The following is a 17,354-nucleotide window of genomic DNA, read 5'->3' as shown; positions in this document are numbered from 1 at the left end:
TGTGCGCCCAGCCGCGGATCCGGGACCCCGGCACTAGTCCTCGTCGAGCAGCTGCGGAGCGGATGCCACGGTGAGGTGCTCGCGGTCGGGCGCCAGATCCACACGCACGGTGTCGCCGTCGCGCACGTTTCCGGCGAGGATCGCCTGCGCCAGTGAGTCGTCGATCTCCCGCTGCATCAGGCGGCGGAGCGGCCGGGCCCCGTAATTCGGATCGTAACCGCGCTCTGCCAGCCAGGAGCGGGCATCCGGAGTCACAGCCAGCTGCAGGCGGCGCTCCCCGAGCCGGCGCTGCAGCCGCTCGATGTAGAGCTCCACGATCTGGCCGAGATCGTCGCTCGAGAGGGGGGAGAACACGACGATGTCGTCGAGGCGGTTCACGAACTCGGGCTTGAACGCCTGGCGCACGAGCTGCTGCACGGCATCCTCCTTCTCCTCCTGGGAGAGGGACGGGTCGATGAGTATGTGCGACCCGAGGTTGGAGGTGAGGATGAGGATCGTGTTGCGGAAGTCGACCGTGCGGCCCTGGCCATCGGTCAGTCGGCCGTCGTCGAGCACCTGCAGCAGCACGTCGAACACTTCCGGGTGGGCCTTCTCGACCTCGTCGAGCAGGATGACGGAGTACGGTCGCCGGCGCACGGCTTCGGTGAGCTGCCCGCCCTGCTCGTACCCGATGTAGCCCGGGGGTGCACCGACCAGGCGTGAGACGGAGAACTTCTCGCCGTACTCGCTCATGTCGATGCGGATCATGGCCTTCTCGTCGTCGAAGAGGAAGTCGGCGAGGGCCTTGGCGAGTTCGGTCTTGCCGACGCCGGTGGGACCGAGGAAGAGGAACGAGCCGGTGGGCCGGTCGGGGTCGGAGATGCCGGCCCGGCTGCGCCTGACCGCGTCGGCCACGGCCGTGACGGCGCGCTTCTGGCCGATAAGGCGGTGTGCGAGCTCGCCCTCGAGGTGGAGAAGCTTCTCGGTCTCGCCCTGGAGAAGTCGTCCGACCGGGATGCCCGTCCACGCGGCCACGACGGCGGCGATGTCCTCGGCGGTCACCTGGTCGTTGACCATCCGCGCCTCCTCGGGCGCCTGCTCGGCCCGCTCCGCAGCCTCGATCTCGCGCGCGATGGGTGGGATCACCTCGTACTCGAGACGGGAGGCTTCCTGGTAGTTGGCTTCACGCATGGCCCGGTCACGCAGCATCCGCGCCTCATCGAGCTGGGTCTTCAACTCACCGACGCGGTTGAGCGAGGCGCGCTCGCGGTCCCACCGTGCCTGCAGGGCCGCCAGCTCGTCCTGGCGCTCGGCCAGGGTCTCGCGCAGTGCGACCAGGCGCTGCTTCGACGCTTCGTCCTTCTCCTTCTTGAGGGCGAGCTCCTCGAGCTTCAGCCGGTCGACGCTGCGGCGCAGTTCATCGATCTCCACCGGGGCAGAGTCGATCTCCATGCGCAGTCGGCTCGCGGCCTCGTCGATGAGGTCGATGGCCTTGTCGGGTAGCTGGCGCGCCGGGATGTACCGGTTGGAGAGCGATGCGGCCGCAACGAGCGCCGAGTCGGCGATGCTGACCTTGTGGTGCGCCTCGTAGCGCTCCTTCAGCCCGCGAAGAATGGCCACGGTGTCTTCAACGGATGGCTCGCCCACGAAAACCTGCTGGAAGCGTCGCTCCAGGGCGGCATCCTTCTCGATGAACTCCCGATACTCGTTGAGGGTGGTGGCTCCGATGAGCCGCAGCTCCCCGCGGGCAAGCATGGGCTTGAGCATGTTCGAGGCCGCAACGGATCCTTCGCCGCCGCCGGCTCCCATGAGTGTGTGCAGCTCGTCGACGAAGGTGATGATCTCGCCTTCGGCGTCGTTGATCTCCTTGAGCACGGCCTTGAGGCGCTCTTCGAATTCACCGCGGTACTTCGCGCCGGCGACCAGGGCGGCGAGGTCGAGCGAGACGAGTTGCTTGCCCTTGAGTGATTCGGCGACGTCGCCCGCGACGATGCGCTGGGCGAGTCCTTCCACGACGGCCGTCTTGCCGACGCCGGGCTCGCCGATGAGCACCGGATTGTTCTTTGTGCGGCGGGTGAGCACCTGGCTGACCCGCCGGATCTCGGCGTCGCGCCCGATCACGGGGTCGAGCTTGCCGTTGCGTGCGATCTCGGTGAGGTTGACGCCGTACTGCTCGAGGGCGCTCTTTGCGTCTTCCTGCGGTGGCTGTTGGCCGGCTTGCATCTGCGGTTCCTCCGAAGTTGAGTCTTATCGACTCAATTTTAGCAAGTCAGGCGTTGTCGTCCAACCGTGCTTCCTGCTCCCTCACGCGCTCCGCGCCGGGCAGATCGTCGTCGTCGCCCATTGAATTGCCGGAGCTGTTCACGCCGGTCTCGCCCGGAACATTGGAGGCCTCCGAGTCGGCGGCGTTGACGGTGTCGAGAATCTCCCCGCCTTGCTCCGCGCCGGCCGCACTCTTGTCGGTGTCGAGCTGGCCGGGGAGGTCAGCCTGCCACCGTCCCTCCGGCGCGTCCTCTTCGCGATCGTCGCGGTCGGGCACGCCGGCGTTCTCCTGGTTGCCGAGCTTCCCGGTCGTGTCGGGGTTCGCCGCATCAGGAGTGTCGGGCCGGAAGAACGCGTTCTGCACATGTTCGTCATCGAATCCGTCGTTGCGTGTCATGGCGCCAGCGTACGCCGCGATACCTGACCCGGGGAGGTCCGCTTGCTCCCCGGGAGCTCCGCGGGTTGAAAGCCGCTGCGCGGGTTGAATTCAGCCCGCGCAGCGGCGTTCAACCCGCGCATCGCGAATGCGGTCCGTCACTGGCGCGTTGACACGGTGACGGTGAACTTCGCGTTGCGGCCCACCTGCTCGGTGGGTCCGACGATGCGGGAGAGCGCCGGCCGGTAGCCGAGGTGAGAGTTCCACACCGTCCACAGCTCCCCGCCCGGTTCGAGCACACGTGCGGCATCCTCGAACAGCTTGAGTGCGATACCGGCGTGCACCGATGCGCCGATGTGGAACGGCGGATTGAGCACGACCAGCTCAGCGGATGCGTCCGGCCGGCTCCCCAGAGCGTCGTCGCGCACCGCCTCCACGCGGTCGGCCACGCCGTTCGCTTCCATCGTCGCGCGCGCCGAGGCGACGGCCGCCGCCGACTGGTCCGTCGCGACCACCGTGAGCGCGGGGCGAGAGACCGCCAGCGCGGCAGCGAGCACGCCCGTGCCGCACCCGAGATCGATGGCCGATGCGGCATCCGCTTTCATGCGCGGCAGGAATTCGAGCAGGAAGCGCGTGCCGATGTCGACGGAGGTGCCCGCAAAGGCGGCACCATGCGCGCACACCCAGAGACCGAGGTCAGCGTGGAACTCGCGGCGAGGCCAGGCATCCGTTGACGCCTCATCGGCAACCGCGCCCTCAGCCCTCAGCACCCGCGACTTCTGCCGTGCGAGCGACGCGTTCACCTGCCCGAAGTGGCGGCGGAGCACCTCGCTCATCGCGGTCGTCATGTGCTTGACCCGGCCGCCGGCGAAGACGACCACCTCGGGGTTCGCGTAGCGCGCGATGAGCGCCGCCGTCTCTTCGAGGGCCGCGAGGCTGCGCGGCAGTTGCAGCAACACGACACGGGCGCCGGCGACGAGCTCACGGTCCAGCCCGAGCGACCGGTAGGAGCCCGCCAGCCCGGCAGACCGAGCGTTGGCAGCAAGCGCCAGCTCGCCCGACAACGGATCCTGGTGCACGCGCACGCCCGTTGCGCCGAACAGGGCCGCAGGCCCCAAGGTGAGCGCCCCGTAGCGGTCGCCCACCACGGCCACATCGCCCGGGGCGGCTGCGGCGAGCGCCGGGCGTGCCTCATCGAGCAGCAGCCGGTCGGTCGCGTCGACGGCGAACAGGTTGTCGGCCTCGACGTCGGGCCAGCGGCGCAGGGCGTCGAAGTCGAATCGGTTCACCCCGTCAGGTTATCCGCCCGGCTACTGCTGCCCGCTCCGATGCGCGGGACGCCAGATGACGACCTGATTCGAGCGGCGCATGCGGGCACCGGCTTTCAGGGCGATGACATCACCGGCAGAGCCTGCCGCGAACACGCGCCGCCCGGGGCGGTTCAGCAGCTCATCAGCCAGTGCGCTCTCCAGCTCCCCCACGCGCGCAGTCAGCCCGCGCACCTGGTCTTCGAGCTCGATGATGCGACGGATGCCTTCCAGGCTGACGCCTTCGGAGCTCAGCTGGGCGATCTCCCGCAGCTTCGCCACGTCGCGCACGGAGTAGCGGCGTGACTTGCCTGCCGTGCGACCGGGCCGCACGAGCCCGAGCCGGTCGTATTGGCGCAGGGTCTGTGGGTGCATCCCGGCCAACTCGGCCGCCATAGAAATGACGAACACCGGAAACGTCTCATCCATTGCGGCCCCCGTCGCTAGTCCCGGGCCTTGGCCAGGAGGTCACTTCGCGGATTCTCCTTCGGCAGCGCCTCGGCGAAGGCCCGGAGCTTCTCTTCCGCGTCTTTGGACAGGTGCGACGGCACCGCCACGAGCACCTCGGCGAGCAGGTCGCCCGAGCCGCCCTTGGCCGTTGTGACGCCGCGCCCCTTGACGCGCAGGATGCGTCCGCTCGGCGTTCCCGGGGCCACCTTGAGCTTCACCGGATCGCCGCCCAGTGTCGGCACCTCGATCGTCGCCCCGAGGGTCGCCTCGGCGAAGGTGACCGGCACGCGAACGCGCAGGTTCAGGCCGTCGCGCTCGAACACCGGGTGCTTGCGCACGGTGACGGTGAGCACGATGTCGCCGGCCTCGCCGCCGTCGGGGCTGGGCTGTCCCTTGCCGCGCAGCTTGATCTTCTGCCCGTCGCTGACGCCGGCCGGGATCCGCACCTTGATCGGGCGGCCGTCCTGCGTCTGCAGGGTGATCTGGTCGCCGTGCACGGCGGTCGCGAAGTCGATGGTGGCGGATGCCGTCACGTCACGTCCGCGCGTCGGTCCCCCGTAGCCGCGGTAGCCGCCGCTCGGGTTCCCGAACCCGCCGCCGCCGAACATGCCGCCGAGGATGTCATCGAAGCCGCCCTGCTGGAACGTATAACCGCCCTGGCGGCCGCCCCCGCCGAACATGTTGCCGAAGACATCCTCGAAGCCACCCTGCTGGCCGCCGCCCGCGCGGGGGGCGGTGAACCGGGCACCGCCGCCCATGGCGCGGATGGCGTCGTATTCCTTGCGTTGCTCAGGATCGGAGAGCACCGAGTGCGCCTCGCTGATCTCCTTGAACTTGGCTTCTGCCGCAGCATCGCCGGGGTTCGAGTCGGGGTGGTACTTGCGAGCGAGCTTGCGGTACACCTTCTTCAGCTCCGCCGGCGTCACGTCTTTCGAGACGCCGAGGACCTTGTAGAAGTCCTTGTCGAACCAGTCCTGGCTAGCCATTGCTGGGCACCTGCACCACGACCTTGGCGGCCCGCAGCAGCGTCGACCCCAGGTAGTACCCGGTCTCGACGACGTCGGCCACCGTCTCGGTCTCGACGTCGGCCGGCTGCTGGAAGATCGCCTCGTGCCTGGTCGGGTCGAACGGTTCGCCCGCCTCGCCGAACGGCTTCAGACCCAGGCGCTCCACCGTGACGCGCAGCTTCGCCGCGATGGTCGCGAACGGAGCGTCGCCGGCCAGGTCGCCGTGCTTCTCGGCGCGGTCGAGGTCGTCGAGCACCGGAAGCAGGAGCTTCGCGACGTCACCGACGACGCGTTCGCGCTCCACCTCACGGTTGCTCTCGGTGCGCTTGCGGTAGTTGGCGTATTCCGCCGTGACGCGCTTGAGGTCGATCAGGTGCTCATCGCTGGGTTCAGCCGCCTCGCGTTCGGCCGCATCGAGGATGTCCTGGACGGTCAGCTCGTCTTCTTCGATCCCGTCGGCCGAGGCCTCGGGGGCGCCATCGGCAGGCGCCCCCTCGGTCTCAGACTGCTCGACGGAGTCATCCTGCGGACCAGGCTGGGGCTGTTGCTCCGGCTCGGGCTGTTCCTCGGGACGCTTCTCGTCAGTCATGTTCGCCTCTACTTCGTCTCGTTCTCGTCGTCGACCACTTCGGCGTCGACAACGTCTTCATCGGATCCGCTCGCGTCGGCGGGCTGCTCGCCACCGGCAGCGGATGCGCCGGCGTCGGCCTGGCTGGAGGCATAGATGGCCTCGCCCAGCTTTCCCTGGCTCTCGTTCAGCTTGTCGAACGCCGACTTCACTGCGTCGTCGTCGTCACCGGCGAGGGCGGACTTGAGGTTGTCGACATCCGCCTGCACCTCGCTCTTGACGTCGGCGGGCAGCTTCTCGTCGTTCTCCTTGATCAGCTTCTCGATCGAGTAGGCGAGCTGCTCGGCGGAGTTGCGGGTCTCGGCCGCTTCACGGCGGCGCTTGTCCTCCGCGGCGTGCTCTTCACCCTCGCGCACCATGCGCTCGATGTCTTCCTTCGCGAGCGAAGAGCCACCGGTGATGGTCATCGACTGCTCCTTGCCGGTGCCCTTGTCCTTCGCAGACACGTGCACGATGCCGTTGGCGTCGATGTCGAAGGTCACCTCGACCTGCGGAACACCGCGGGGCGCCGGAGCGATCCCGGTGAGCTCGAAGGTTCCGAGGTTCTTGTTGTCGCGGGTGAACTCGCGCTCACCCTGGAACACCTGGATCGCGACCGACGGCTGATTGTCATCCGCTGTCGTGAACGTCTCACTGCGCTTGGTCGGGATGGCCGTGTTGCGCTCGATGAGCTTGGTCATGATGCCGCCCTTGGTCTCGATGCCGAGCGAGAGCGGGGTGACGTCGATGAGCAGAACGTCCTTGCGCTCGCCCTTCAGCACGCCGGCCTGCAGCGCGGCGCCGACGGCGACGACCTCGTCGGGGTTCACGCCCTTGTTGGGCTCCTGGCCGCCGGTCTCCTGCTTCACGAGATCCGAGACGGCGGGCATGCGGGTCGATCCACCGACGAGCACGACGTGGGCGATGTCGCTGACCTTGATGCCGGCCTCACGGATGACGTCCTGGAACGGCTTCTTGGTGCGGTCGAGCAGGTCGCTGGTCATGTTCTCGAACTGGGCGCGGGTGAGCGTCTCGTCGAGGTTGGCCGGTCCGTTCTCGGTGAGCGAGAGGTAGGGCAGCTGGATGCTGGTCGACATGCTGCTCGACAGCTCTTTCTTGGCCTGCTCCGCGGCTTCCTTCAGGCGCTGCTTGGCGATCTTGTCACCCGAGACGTCGACGCCCGTGGTCTCCTTGAACTTCTTGATCAGCCAGTCCACGATGCGCTGGTCCCAGTCGTCGCCGCCGAGGCGGTTGTCACCGGCGGTGGCGCGCACCTGGATGGTGGAGAAGTCCTCGTCCTTGCCGACTTCGAGCAGGGAGACGTCGAACGTGCCGCCACCGAGGTCGAAGACCAGGATGAGCTCGTCTTCCTTGCCCTTGTCGAGGCCGTAGGCGAGGGCGGCTGCGGTGGGCTCGTTGATGATGCGGAGCACGTTGAGGCCGGCGATCTCACCGGCTTCCTTGGTGGCCTGGCGCTCGGCGTCGTTGAAGTAGGCGGGAACCGTGATCACGGCGTCGGTGACGGTGTCGCCGAGGTACTGTTCGGCGTCGCGCTTGAGCTTGGCCAGGATGCGCGCCGAGATCTCCTGCGGCGTGTACTTCTTGTCGTCGATCTTGACGCTCCAGTCGGTGCCCATGTGGCGCTTGACGCTGGAGATGGTGCGGTCGACGTTGGTGACGGCCTGGCGCTTCGCGGTCTCGCCGACGAGCACCTCGCCGTCCTTGGTGAAGGCGACCACCGACGGGGTGGTGCGCAGACCTTCGGCGTTCGCGATGACGGTGGGTTCGCCACCTTCGAGAACGGACACCACGGAGTTGGTAGTTCCGAGGTCGATACCTACTGCACGAGACATAGGGGTGTTTCTCCTTCAGGTATTGTGCGTACTGCGGGGGGATTTCTAAGACTTGAGCCTTGCTGACTCAAGTGTGCACCTGCCATCCGTTGCTGTCAAGGTCAGGAACGAAAACTTGAGCACGCTGGACTCAACTTGCAATGCAGCCGTGCGGTGACCGCGACCACTAACCTGATCGCATGACCGAGATCACGGCGCAGAGTGGCGCGGGGATGGACACCACACCGACGCACATTCCCCGAGGGCGGGTGCTGGCCTGGAGCCTGTGGGACTGGGGGTCTGCGGCCTTCAACGCGGTGGTCACCACCTTCGTCTTCACCGTCTACATCACGAGCTCGTCGTTCGGCGACAAAGACGTCATCTCGGCGCAGCTCGGCTGGGCCCTGGCCGCCGCCGGCCTGCTGATCGCGCTGCTCGCGCCCGTGACCGGCCAGCGCTCCGACGTGGCCGGCCGCCGCAAGTTCTGGCTCGGCGTCAACACCGCATTGGTCGTGGCTCTCACCGCCGCCATGTTCTTCGTCGAGGCGTCCCCCTCCTACCTGCTCCTCGGGCTGGTGCTGGTGGCGTCCGGCAACGTCTTCTTCGAGTTCGCGGGCGTCAACTACAACGCCATGCTCGCGCAGGTCTCCACCCCGCGCACCATCGGCAAGGTCAGCGGCTTCGGCTGGGGCATGGGCTACCTCGGCGGCATCGTGCTGCTGCTCATCGTGTATTTCGGGTTCATCCACCCGGAGGTCGGCTGGTTCGGCGTGACGGATGCCAACGGGCTGGCCGTGCGGGTATCGATGCTGATCTCCGCGGCGTGGTTCGGTCTCTTCGCGCTGCCGCTGCTGCTGACAGTGCCGGAGTACCGCGTGCCACCGCAGGCCCGGCGTGAACGCGTCGGCTTCTTCGGCTCCTACGTTCGCCTCGGCCGCGACATCGCCCGCCTGTGGGCGGTGAGCCGCCCCACCGTCTGGTTCCTGGTGGCGAGCGCGATCTTCCGCGACGGGCTGGCCGGCGTGTTCACGTTCGGCGGCGTGCTCGCGGCATCCGTGTTCGGTTTCTCGGCCGGCGAGGTCATCATCTTCGCGATCGCCGCGAACGTCGTGGCCGGGGTCGCGACGATCAGCGTGGGGGCGCTCGACGACAGGCTCGGCGCGAAGCCGGTGATCGTGACGGCGCTCATCGGTTTGGTCATCTCCGCCGCCCTCATCTTCCTGCTGCACGACGGCGGCCAGATCGTGTTCTGGACGGCGGGCCTGGCGCTCTGCCTGTTCGTCGGCCCCGCGCAATCGGCCAGCCGCACCTTCCTCGCCCGCCTTATCCCCCCGGGGCGTGAAGGCGAGGTGTTCGGCCTCTACGCGACCACCGGCCGCGCCGTCAGCTTCCTCGCCCCCACCGCGTTCGCGGCGTTCGTGGGCATCTTCGGCGCGACGTACTGGGGCATCCTCGGCATCATGCTCGTGCTGCTGGCCGGGCTGCTGGCACTGCTGCCGGTCACGGCAAAGCAGGAGCAGCTGCGCTGAGCCCGCTGTCGAGGACTGAGCGTCGCGGGACCACCGCATCGGTTCTATGCAAGGCTTAGCGCATGTCCACCTCCCTCGATGTGCTCCAGACCACTCGTGTGCTCGCCGTCATGCGGGCGCCGTCCGCCGACAGCGCCCTGCGTGCCGCCGACGCCCTGATCGCGGGCGGCATCACCGGGCTCGAGATCACCTACTCCACCCCCGACGCCCCCGGCGTCATCCGGGCGCTGGCCGACCGATACAGCGACGAGATCTACCTGGGCGCGGGCACTGTCACCACGCCCGACCAGGCGAAGCAGGCAGCGGATGCCGGCGCCGCGTTCCTGGTGAGCCCCGGCACGCGTCGCGACCTGGTCGCCGCGATGAAGGACACCGGGCTCGTGGTGATGACCGGGGCACTCACCCCGAGCGAGGTGATGGCGGCCACCGAGTTCGAGGTCGACGTCGTCAAGATCTTCCCGGCGTCGCTCGGCGGCCCCGGCTACCTCAGGTCGCTCCGCGGCCCGTTCCCCGACGTGCCACTCATGCCCACCGGCGGGGTCACGCCCGACAACATCGACGAATGGTTCGCTGCGGGTGCCATCGCGGTCGGGGCGGGCAGCGACCTGGTCTCGGCGGCCGACCTGGCCGCCGACCGTTACGACGAGGTGGAGCGGAAGGCGCGCCTCTTCATGCCCGGCGGCGTCGGGGCCTGACCCGTTCCTGACGACCCCACTGGCACGTTCGGTTCTTGATGCCACTGAGACATCCGATGTATAAGCTGTGAGGGCGGGCACGGCCGCGTCGATGTGGACAGGAACGGGAGAACCAGTGGGCCAGGATTTCGAAGGACTCGTCGCGATCATCACCGGAGCGGCCTCGGGTATCGGGGCCGCCGTCGCGAAGCGGTTGCTGGCGGGTGGCGCGTCGGTCGCCGCCTTCGACCTGCGCCCGGAAGCGGCGGATCCCGCGCTCTTCGCCCTCCCGGTGAACGTTGCCGACGATGCGTCCGTCCGCGGCGGGGTCGAGGCCGTCGTCGAGAAGTTCGGGCGCATCGACATCGTGGTGAACAACGCCGGGATCGGCGCTCAAGGCACCATCGCCGACAACGATGACGACGAGTGGGCGCGCGTGCTCGACGTGAACGTCGTGGGCGTCGCCCGCGTGACCCGGGCCGCGCTGCCGTGGCTGCAGAAGTCCCCGGCCGCGGCCGTCGTGAACACGGCGTCGATCGCGGCGACCGCCGGCCTGCCCCAGCGCGCGCTGTACAGCGCGTCGAAGGGGGCCGTGCTGGCGCTGACCCGCGCGATGGCCGCCGATCACCTGCGCGAGGGCATCCGCGTGAACTGTGTGTGCCCCGGCACCGCCGACACCCCGTGGGTCAGCCGGCTGCTGGAGAAGGCCGCCGACCCCGAGGCCGAGCGGGCCGCCCTCAATGCGCGCCAGCCGCACGGCCGACTGGTGTCGGCGGAAGAAGTGGCGGAAGCCGTCGCCTACCTCGCCGGCCCGGGCGCCGGGTCGACCACGGGCGTCGCCCTCGCGGTCGACGGCGGCATGCAGAATCTGCGGTTGCGGCCCGAGTAGGCCCGGTCGGCTGTCAGCTGAGGCGCGTGCCCTCGTTGCGTCCGATGAGGGTCCAGGTGCCGCCTTCGTCGTGGGAGACCCAGGCCTCCCAGGCGTAGGAATCGTCGGCGATCGAGGTGAAGTTCCACCGGATGGGCTTGCCGTCGGTGCGCGTGCCGTCCTGCCGCACGCCGCTACGGTACGAGGTCGCGATGAGATGGCAGTACTCGCCGATCGTGGGGGCGAACGACGTCACCCGCCAGGCACCGGCCTCCGGGTCGTAGACGCGGATGGTCGTGGCGCGGGTCACGAAACCGGTGGGGCTGGTCGTGCTGGGCACGAGCTCCACATCCTGCACTGCGCGGCCGTCGAGGATGTAGTCGACGATCCACGTGAACTCGTGCGCCGACCACTCGCCGGTGGCCTCATCCAGCCGCGATCCCTTCACCGCCCAGGTGCCGACCAGCTGCCCGAAGCGGCGCATTCTCGCCGGGTAGTCGGTTGTGGGCCCGGGCGCGAGGAGCGCCTCGGCCAGGCGGGACGGGCGGCGGGCATCCATGTGCCGATTTTATCCCGGATGCCGACACGCCGCGCGTCGATGCCCTACCGGGCGTCGTCCTCGCGGAAGAAGTCCATGACCTCGGGGGCCACGGTCGCCGGGTCAGCGTTATGGGTCTGGCCCTGCATCGCCACCTGCTTGGCGCCGGGAATCGCCGACGCGAGGGCCTCCACCGCCTTCCCGGCCCAGTCCCCGCTGTCGCCGCCGTAGATGAGGAGGGTGGGAACCGCGATGCGCCGCATCCGCTCGACGGGCACCGTGCCGTCTCCCAGCAGTGCGAGGTCGTGCGGCAAGGTGTGGGCGACCTCCAGCATTCCCGGCCACCATGGCAGATTGGCCATGGCGTCGATGCTCGCGGCATCGGCGCCCGTGCCCCGCATGAAGGACCGTGCCGCGGCTGCCCGGTCCCCGGCCTCGAGCGCCCCCTCGATGTCAGCGCGCCACTCCTGCACCGAGCGGTACCCGCCCGGAGTCTCGGTGTACGGCGGCTCGTACGCCGCCACCCGCGCGATGGGCAATCCGCGTGCCGCTGCCTCGAGGGCCAGCAAGCCGCCGGAGGAGTGCCCGAAGACGCACGCGGAGCCGCCCGCCACCTCGATGAGTGCGGCGAGGTCCTCGACCTCGCGCTCGACGGCATACGGCCCGGCCTGTGTGCTGTCGACCCGCCCGCGTCGGTCGTACGCGTACACCGAGAAGTGCGCGGCGAACAGCGGCGCGAGACCGCCCGCTGACTGCCGGGTGCTGAAGGCCCCGCCGATCACGATCACCGCGGGGCCGGTCCCCGTCTTCTCGTACGCGATGGTGCTTCCGTCGGCGGAGGTCACAGTCAGCGTCATCGGGACTCCTTCGTCTGGTGGTCATTCATGTGGGCACCTGCCGCAACGGATGCTTCGCCCAGCTTGCCGTCCACCCCGACCTGGCGCAAGCATCCGTTCACATGCCCCGCGGTCGCCCCTGCCGAGCGCGCGCCAGACGGGCGAGGTCGACGCGATTTGCCGCCCCGGTCTTGCGCAGCAGGTTGGAGATGTGGGAGCTCACCGTCTTCTCGCTGATCACGAGCGCACGAGCGATCTCACCGTAGGTGCGGCCGGCCACGACATGGTCGAGGATCTCGAGCTCCCGCGAGGTCAGGCCAGGCAGCCGCGCCGACGACGCGGACCGGTTCGTGCGCTCCGAGGGGGCGCCCGAATCGACCCGCCCGAACGGGATCCTGGCCGTGCGGGCCAGCTCCTCGAGCTCCGTCTGCAGCGGCAGGGCTTCCAGCTCCTCGGCGAGGGCAAGGCCCCGACGGAGAACGGACGCGGCCCGCTCACGCTGGTGCCCGCGCACCAACAGCGCCTGCGCGGCGCGCCAGCACGCATAGGCTTCTTCCCACGCCAGCTGTCCCTCGTGGCAGTCGTCGATCACGGCGACCCACCGGCCCTGGTTGTCGGCGTCCTCCCGGGCCCGCGCCACTTCGGCCAGGTACAGGCCCTCCAGAGCGCGCACTTGCCGGCGCCACAGCTCGGTCGGGAGCCCGAAGTCGCGGATCACCGACGGGAACCTCGCCGTGAGCCCATCCACCGCCCGGAGCAGCGGCGTCGGGTCGCCGCCGACGACGCGCACCGCCTCGACCTGGTCGGCCAACCCCCGGGCCGCGAGCGGAAGCAACCATTCGCACATGGTGGGCGGCATCCCCGGCGAGTTCGCTCCGGCCAGGGCCGCCTCGACGGCGCCGGCGGGGTCGCCCCCGGCCAGGCACACCTCGGCGCGCACCGCGTCGAAGGTGAAGTTCGGGTAGCCGCTGCTCGCGATGAACACCTCGTCTGCCCGGTCGAGGTGACCGCGCGCCTCCGCCGGGCGGCCCTGGAGGGCGGCCAGCCGGGCAGCGGCCAGCCGAGCGCTGACGTCCGCGAACGGTCCCGGGTCGGAGCCCAGCGCCACGCGAAGCCGGTCGAGACACTCCCGCCAGTCCCCCACCGCCAGCCAACTGCTCGCCTCCTCCGCCGAAAGCATGGCAAGGTACGGGTGCGGCGCGCCGAGGGCCGCGAGCTGTTCGCGGCGCAGCCGGAGCCGGTCGGCGAACGTGCGGCTCGCCCAGATCTCGAGGGCGTTGGCTTCCCACACGGCCGCGTTGAAGTACGCCCAGTAGTCCCGCGCGGCAACGGATGCGTCCACCGCCTCCGTTGCCCGGCCCACGGCCTCCTCGGCGTCACCGCCGACCAGAGCCGACATCGCCTTTGCGGTCAGTGCGTACGACAGGGCCCGGGGATGCCCCGACGTCCGGGCGCCCGCCAACGCCTGGTCGGCGAGCGCCGGGGCTCCCGGGTCGCCCTGCCAGATCTTGGCATGGGCGAGCTCGGCGAGCGCGAAAGCGTGTTGCCAGCTCGCCGGCTCGCGCGAGGCGAAGGCCACCGCCGATCGCATGTCGCTCGCCGACAGGAAGGCGTGCCCCACCGTGAACCTCAGGTGGGCGCGGCGCACCAGGAGCTCGGCGACCAGCAGGGGCTGCGCGTCGCGCTGCACCTCGTCGAGCAGGAGGTGGATCGCCCGGAGCTCCTCCTCATGGGCGCCGGCGTCGCACGCGGCCTGCATCAGCCGCAGCAGGAGCTCCTGCCGGTCTTCCACCGCGCTCCCGAGCTGCTCCCGCAGGTCGACCGCGCGCCGGAGCAGACGCAGCATCTCGCTCACGCCCCCGACCGCCCCGACCGCATCGGAGGCCCGGAGCGCCCACCGGTAGGCCTCGGCCGGGTGATACGCCCGGTAGTGGTGGTCGGCGACGGCGACCATGGGCTCGACGGGAGTGGACCCGTCGGCCGTCGGAGCGGCATCCGTCACCGTCTTCTCGTAGTGCGCGGCGAAGGCGGCGTGCCAGCGCACGCGTTCGTCGGGGTCGAGGCTCTGCTGCAGCAGCTCGGCGATCATCGGGTGGTGGAACCAGTAGCCGCCTCGCGCGGACTGGTCGAGCACACCCGCGTCGACGGCCTCGTGCAGGAGCGGCAGGACCGCGTCGACCGGCCGCGACGTCACGTCGCTGAGCTGGCGCGGATGGACAGGCCGCCCTCCGACCGCCACGATGCGCGTCAGCTCACGCGCCGCCGACGTGAGGCTCCGCCAGGATTCCAGCACGGCCGACTTCAGGTCTCCGGGGAGGTCGGGCGGGAGGTGGCGGGCGGTTGCGGTGAGGTCGTGCACCACAAGGCGGTTGAGGTAGGCGTTGCCATGCGTGTGCGCGAAGACGTCTTCAACGAGCGACTGGTGCGGCGCGGCCCCGAGCAGCTGGGCGATCTGGTCACCGGTCTCGACCCGGTCGAGCGGCTCGAGGGCCAGTTCCTCTACGCGTGGCAGGCGACGGATGTCGGCAAGCCAGCGTTGCAGGACGTTGTCGTCGCCGAGTTCCCCGGCCCGAGCCGTCACGATGAGCGCAAGGCGCCGCTGGGCGGGACCGGCGAGGAGGTACATCAGCACGTCGAGGGTGCTCCGGTCGGCCCAGTGCAGATCGTCGATCACGAGGACCACCGGCCGCTCGCGACAGAGATCATCGATCCAGGCATCGAAGGCGACGGGCACGTTCGCCGGCGTGTCGCCGGGAGGGAGCTGCGGTAACGACACGACGTCGCGCGGGGCAGCCCGCAAGGCAGAGCGGATGGCGAGAAACGGGACCGTCATGGAGGTGAGGCGCAGGCACGCGCCGACGAGCACCAGGGCGTCTGGGTCGGCATTCGAGCATGCCTGCTGCACGAGGGCCGTCTTTCCCACGCCGGCATCACCGAAGACCAGGAGACCGCCGGACTCACCGTCGACCGCCCGCTGCACGAGCGCACCGACGACGTCCAGCTCCCTGGACCGCCCCACGAAAGCCGGCCCGATTCCGCCGGAACGAGCGGCCATGGTGCAAGTTTCCCACCGATGTGGGCCCCCGGCGCGGTTATTTGAGGATTCGTCGCTCACATTTGAGGGGTATCGGCGGATGCCTCACCGGCTGCCGTGAGCGCAGTGTGAAGTGATCAGGCGACTGCCTGACCTCCTGCATGTGAAAGGCCTGACCATGTCCGTCATCACTTCGGCGCCGCGCTGGAGCGTCGTCCTCGTAGGCGCTGCCCTCGTCGTCGGCGGAGTCGTGGCCGGTGTGCCGGCCGCCGCGGTCCAGGATCCGGGCGTGCCGAGCGTGAGCGTCGTGCCGCGCGAGCTGTCGTGCCACCTCACGCGTGTCGGCACCCAACTGGTGCGGTGCGACAACCTCACCGGGCTCGGTAACCCCGCCGCCCCCTGGGTTCCTGAGAGCTGAGCCTCTCGCTCAACGCCGCCGCACGCATAGCGCCGCTACGCGTGCGGCGCGCCATGCGCGGGTTGAACGCCGTTGCGCGGGCTGAATTCAGCGCGCGTAGCGGCGTTCAACCCGCGTGACGCTACGGCGGCCGTCGGCCCGGGACTCAGCTCGGCGAACTCGCGTCGCCGGGGCCGGTGGAGACATCCGTTCGGTGGAAATTGAGGTGCGACCGCGACGCCGTCGGGCCACGCTGCCCCTGGTACCGGGAGCTGTACTCGCTGGAGCCGTACGGCTTCTCGGCCGGTGACGACAGCCGGAAGAAGCACATCTGCCCGATCTTCATGCCCGGCCAGAGCTTGATCGGCAGGGTGGCGACGTTGCTGAGCTCGAGGGTGACGTGACCCGAGAACCCGGGGTCGATGAATCCGGCGGTGGAGTGGGTGAGCAGGCCGAGGCGTCCGAGCGAACTCTTGCCCTCGAGGCGCGCGGCGATGTCGTCGGGCAGCGTGACGAGCTCGTAGGTCGACCCGAGCACGAACTCGCCGGGGTGCAAAATGAACGGCTCGGTCGGCTTCGACTCGATCAGCCGGGTGAGCTCGGGCTGGTCCTCTGCCGGGTCGATGAACGGATACTTGTGGTTGTCGAACAGGCGGAAATAGCGGTCGAGGCGCACGTCGATGCTCGACGGCTGCACCATGCCGGGCTCGAAGGGGTCGAGCGTGACGCGTCCTGCGCCGAGTTCAGCTTTGATGTCGCGATCCGAGAGAAGCACGGTGCCAGCCTATCGGCGTGCACTTGCTAAGCTGGCATGGTTCCGGATGCCGCCGTCGCGCGCTTCGGGAGCATGCGGATGTAGTTCAATGGCAGAACTTCAGCTTCCCAAGCTGATAGCGCGGGTTCGATTCCCGTCATCCGCTCTCTGTGTGGCGCCGCTTGTGGCTCCTCCCGCGACGTCCGTTGCCCGATCTATGCTGACGGCATGCAGACGAGGAAGTCGCCGTGAAGGCGCTGATCGTCCAGGCCGCCTCGGGTGATGCCTGGACAGAATTCTGGCGCCCGTTCCTGTTCTCACCCGGCGCTGCGGCGGTTGCGGCGTTGACCGCGGCGATCATTGCATTCCTCGCGGCGAGCCGATCGACAAAAGCGGCACGCAGCACCGCAAGTGAAGATCAGAGGCAACGGGTTCAGGCCAGCCGGTGGGAGAAATGGTGGTCGGCGACGATGTGGGCCGCCGACCATTCGCTTTCCCCAGACAGCAACGAAGCAGCGCTTGGCTACCGGGCGCTGGAAGCGCTGCAGTCGTCTGGCACCTGGGCCATTGAGGACTCCCAGGTGGCCTTCATCCGGGCGCTCACCGACAATGTGCTGGACGAGGCAGGATTGAGAAGCGACTCGGATCCCAGAGGGACAAACGGGCGTAAAATCGCGGAAGAGGAGGTGCGAGATGGCTAGACCGCTCACCTACGCGCCCAGCGTTTACGTCGCCGCCGCGAGGACCCGCGTGACGTCGAACAAACTTCTGGGCCTGCCATCGTCACCGAAACTGCTGCGGCTTGCCAGTGGCGACACCACCGTCCTTGACGAGCGCGACCAGGACGCGTCCGAACTGGACGCGACCACCAGCGATCAGGAAACCCGAGAGTAGCGCGCCCAAG

17 protein-coding genes and 1 tRNA gene are annotated in these 17,354 nt (G+C 69.1%); 7 read left to right on the top strand and 11 right to left on the bottom strand.

All coding sequences use genetic code 11. The features are described from left to right. Positions 1 to 33: 33 nt before the first annotated feature. The 7 genes from EEJ31_RS00225 to dnaK all read right to left on the bottom strand — a co-directional run bounded on the left by EEJ31_RS00225 (position 34) and on the right by dnaK (position 7,841). On the bottom strand, positions 34 to 2,202 hold the full coding sequence (locus tag EEJ31_RS00225) for an ATP-dependent Clp protease ATP-binding subunit (RefSeq protein ID WP_123044282.1): 2,169 nt from the start codon (positions 2,200 to 2,202) through the stop codon (positions 34 to 36). Positions 2,203 to 2,248: 46 nt separating this feature from the next. After that, a complete protein-coding gene (locus EEJ31_RS00220; protein WP_123044281.1) occupies positions 2,249 to 2,638 on the bottom strand; it encodes a hypothetical protein in 390 nt (129 codons plus the stop codon). A 137-nt stretch (positions 2,639 to 2,775) separates the two neighbouring features. Further along, a complete protein-coding gene (locus EEJ31_RS00215; protein ID WP_123044280.1) occupies positions 2,776 to 3,906 on the bottom strand; it encodes a class I SAM-dependent methyltransferase in 1,131 nt (376 codons plus the stop codon). 21 nt (positions 3,907 to 3,927) lie between these two features. Continuing rightward, a complete protein-coding gene (locus EEJ31_RS00210) occupies positions 3,928 to 4,353 on the bottom strand; it encodes a heat shock protein transcriptional repressor HspR (RefSeq protein WP_123044279.1) in 426 nt (141 codons plus the stop codon). Between the two features lie 14 nt (positions 4,354 to 4,367). Next, on the bottom strand, positions 4,368 to 5,360 hold the full coding sequence (locus tag EEJ31_RS00205) for a DnaJ C-terminal domain-containing protein (RefSeq protein WP_123044278.1): 993 nt from the start codon (positions 5,358 to 5,360) through the stop codon (positions 4,368 to 4,370). Then, positions 5,353 to 5,970: a nucleotide exchange factor GrpE gene (locus EEJ31_RS00200; RefSeq protein WP_123044277.1), complete on the bottom strand. Its 618-nt coding sequence runs from the start codon at positions 5,968 to 5,970 to the stop codon at positions 5,353 to 5,355. The genes EEJ31_RS00205 and EEJ31_RS00200 overlap by 8 nt, the downstream gene beginning before the upstream one ends. A gap of 8 nt (positions 5,971 to 5,978) precedes the next feature. Beyond that, positions 5,979 to 7,841, bottom strand: coding sequence for a molecular chaperone DnaK (gene dnaK / locus EEJ31_RS00195; RefSeq protein ID WP_123044276.1), 1,863 nt, complete (start codon positions 7,839 to 7,841; stop codon positions 5,979 to 5,981). A gap of 179 nt (positions 7,842 to 8,020) precedes the next feature. Here dnaK and EEJ31_RS00190 point away from each other — a divergent pair, with 179 nt between their 5' ends. From EEJ31_RS00190 to EEJ31_RS00180, 3 genes are all read left to right on the top strand, one after another. Next, a complete protein-coding gene (locus EEJ31_RS00190; RefSeq protein WP_123044275.1) occupies positions 8,021 to 9,349 on the top strand; it encodes an MFS transporter in 1,329 nt (442 codons plus the stop codon). A gap of 62 nt (positions 9,350 to 9,411) precedes the next feature. Further along, a complete protein-coding gene (locus EEJ31_RS00185) occupies positions 9,412 to 10,044 on the top strand; it encodes a bifunctional 4-hydroxy-2-oxoglutarate aldolase/2-dehydro-3-deoxy-phosphogluconate aldolase (protein ID WP_123044274.1) in 633 nt (210 codons plus the stop codon). 91 nt (positions 10,045 to 10,135) lie between these two features. Continuing rightward, positions 10,136 to 10,912 (top strand): SDR family NAD(P)-dependent oxidoreductase, encoded by a 777-nt coding sequence (locus tag EEJ31_RS00180; protein WP_199727232.1) that lies wholly within the window; start codon positions 10,136 to 10,138, stop codon positions 10,910 to 10,912. 13 nt (positions 10,913 to 10,925) lie between these two features. Here EEJ31_RS00180 and EEJ31_RS00175 read toward each other — a convergent pair whose 3' ends face one another. From EEJ31_RS00175 to EEJ31_RS14230, 3 genes are all read right to left on the bottom strand, one after another. Then, a complete protein-coding gene (locus EEJ31_RS00175) occupies positions 10,926 to 11,450 on the bottom strand; it encodes a hypothetical protein (RefSeq protein ID WP_123044272.1) in 525 nt (174 codons plus the stop codon). A gap of 44 nt (positions 11,451 to 11,494) precedes the next feature. After that, positions 11,495 to 12,286, bottom strand: a complete 792-nt coding sequence (locus EEJ31_RS00170) for an alpha/beta fold hydrolase (RefSeq protein ID WP_123044271.1) — start codon at positions 12,284 to 12,286, stop codon at positions 11,495 to 11,497. Positions 12,287 to 12,383: 97 nt separating this feature from the next. Next, positions 12,384 to 15,320, bottom strand: coding sequence for a helix-turn-helix transcriptional regulator (locus EEJ31_RS14230; protein WP_123044270.1), 2,937 nt, complete (start codon positions 15,318 to 15,320; stop codon positions 12,384 to 12,386). 157 nt (positions 15,321 to 15,477) lie between these two features. On the opposite strand from EEJ31_RS14230, the gene EEJ31_RS00160 reads away from it, so the two are divergent. Then, on the top strand, positions 15,478 to 15,717 hold the full coding sequence (locus tag EEJ31_RS00160; protein ID WP_123044269.1) for a hypothetical protein: 240 nt from the start codon (positions 15,478 to 15,480) through the stop codon (positions 15,715 to 15,717). A gap of 145 nt (positions 15,718 to 15,862) precedes the next feature. Here EEJ31_RS00160 and dcd read toward each other — a convergent pair whose 3' ends face one another. Beyond that, entirely contained in the window at positions 15,863 to 16,471 is a 609-nt protein-coding gene (dcd, locus tag EEJ31_RS00155) for a dCTP deaminase (protein ID WP_123044268.1), read from the bottom strand. A 74-nt stretch (positions 16,472 to 16,545) separates the two neighbouring features. Between dcd and EEJ31_RS00150 the strand changes: the two genes are divergently transcribed. The 3 genes from EEJ31_RS00150 to EEJ31_RS00140 all read left to right on the top strand — a co-directional run bounded on the left by EEJ31_RS00150 (position 16,546) and on the right by EEJ31_RS00140 (position 17,344). Next, a tRNA-Gly gene (locus EEJ31_RS00150) sits at positions 16,546 to 16,616 on the top strand. 82 nt (positions 16,617 to 16,698) lie between these two features. Beyond that, the gene (locus EEJ31_RS00145; RefSeq protein WP_123044267.1) at positions 16,699 to 17,151 is read left to right on the top strand and encodes a hypothetical protein; all 453 of its coding nucleotides are present in this window, start codon (positions 16,699 to 16,701) and stop codon (positions 17,149 to 17,151) included. After that, on the top strand, positions 17,144 to 17,344 hold the full coding sequence (locus EEJ31_RS00140) for a hypothetical protein (protein ID WP_123044266.1): 201 nt from the start codon (positions 17,144 to 17,146) through the stop codon (positions 17,342 to 17,344). The genes EEJ31_RS00145 and EEJ31_RS00140 overlap by 8 nt, the downstream gene beginning before the upstream one ends. The last annotated feature ends 10 nt before the right edge of the window (positions 17,345 to 17,354 follow it).

Source organism: Cryobacterium tepidiphilum (genome assembly GCF_003716325.1).
GTDB lineage: Bacteria > Actinomycetota > Actinomycetes > Actinomycetales > Microbacteriaceae > Cryobacterium > Cryobacterium tepidiphilum.
The sequence above is the reverse complement of the archived record's forward strand: the minus strand, read 5'-3'. Positions and strand labels throughout refer to the sequence as shown.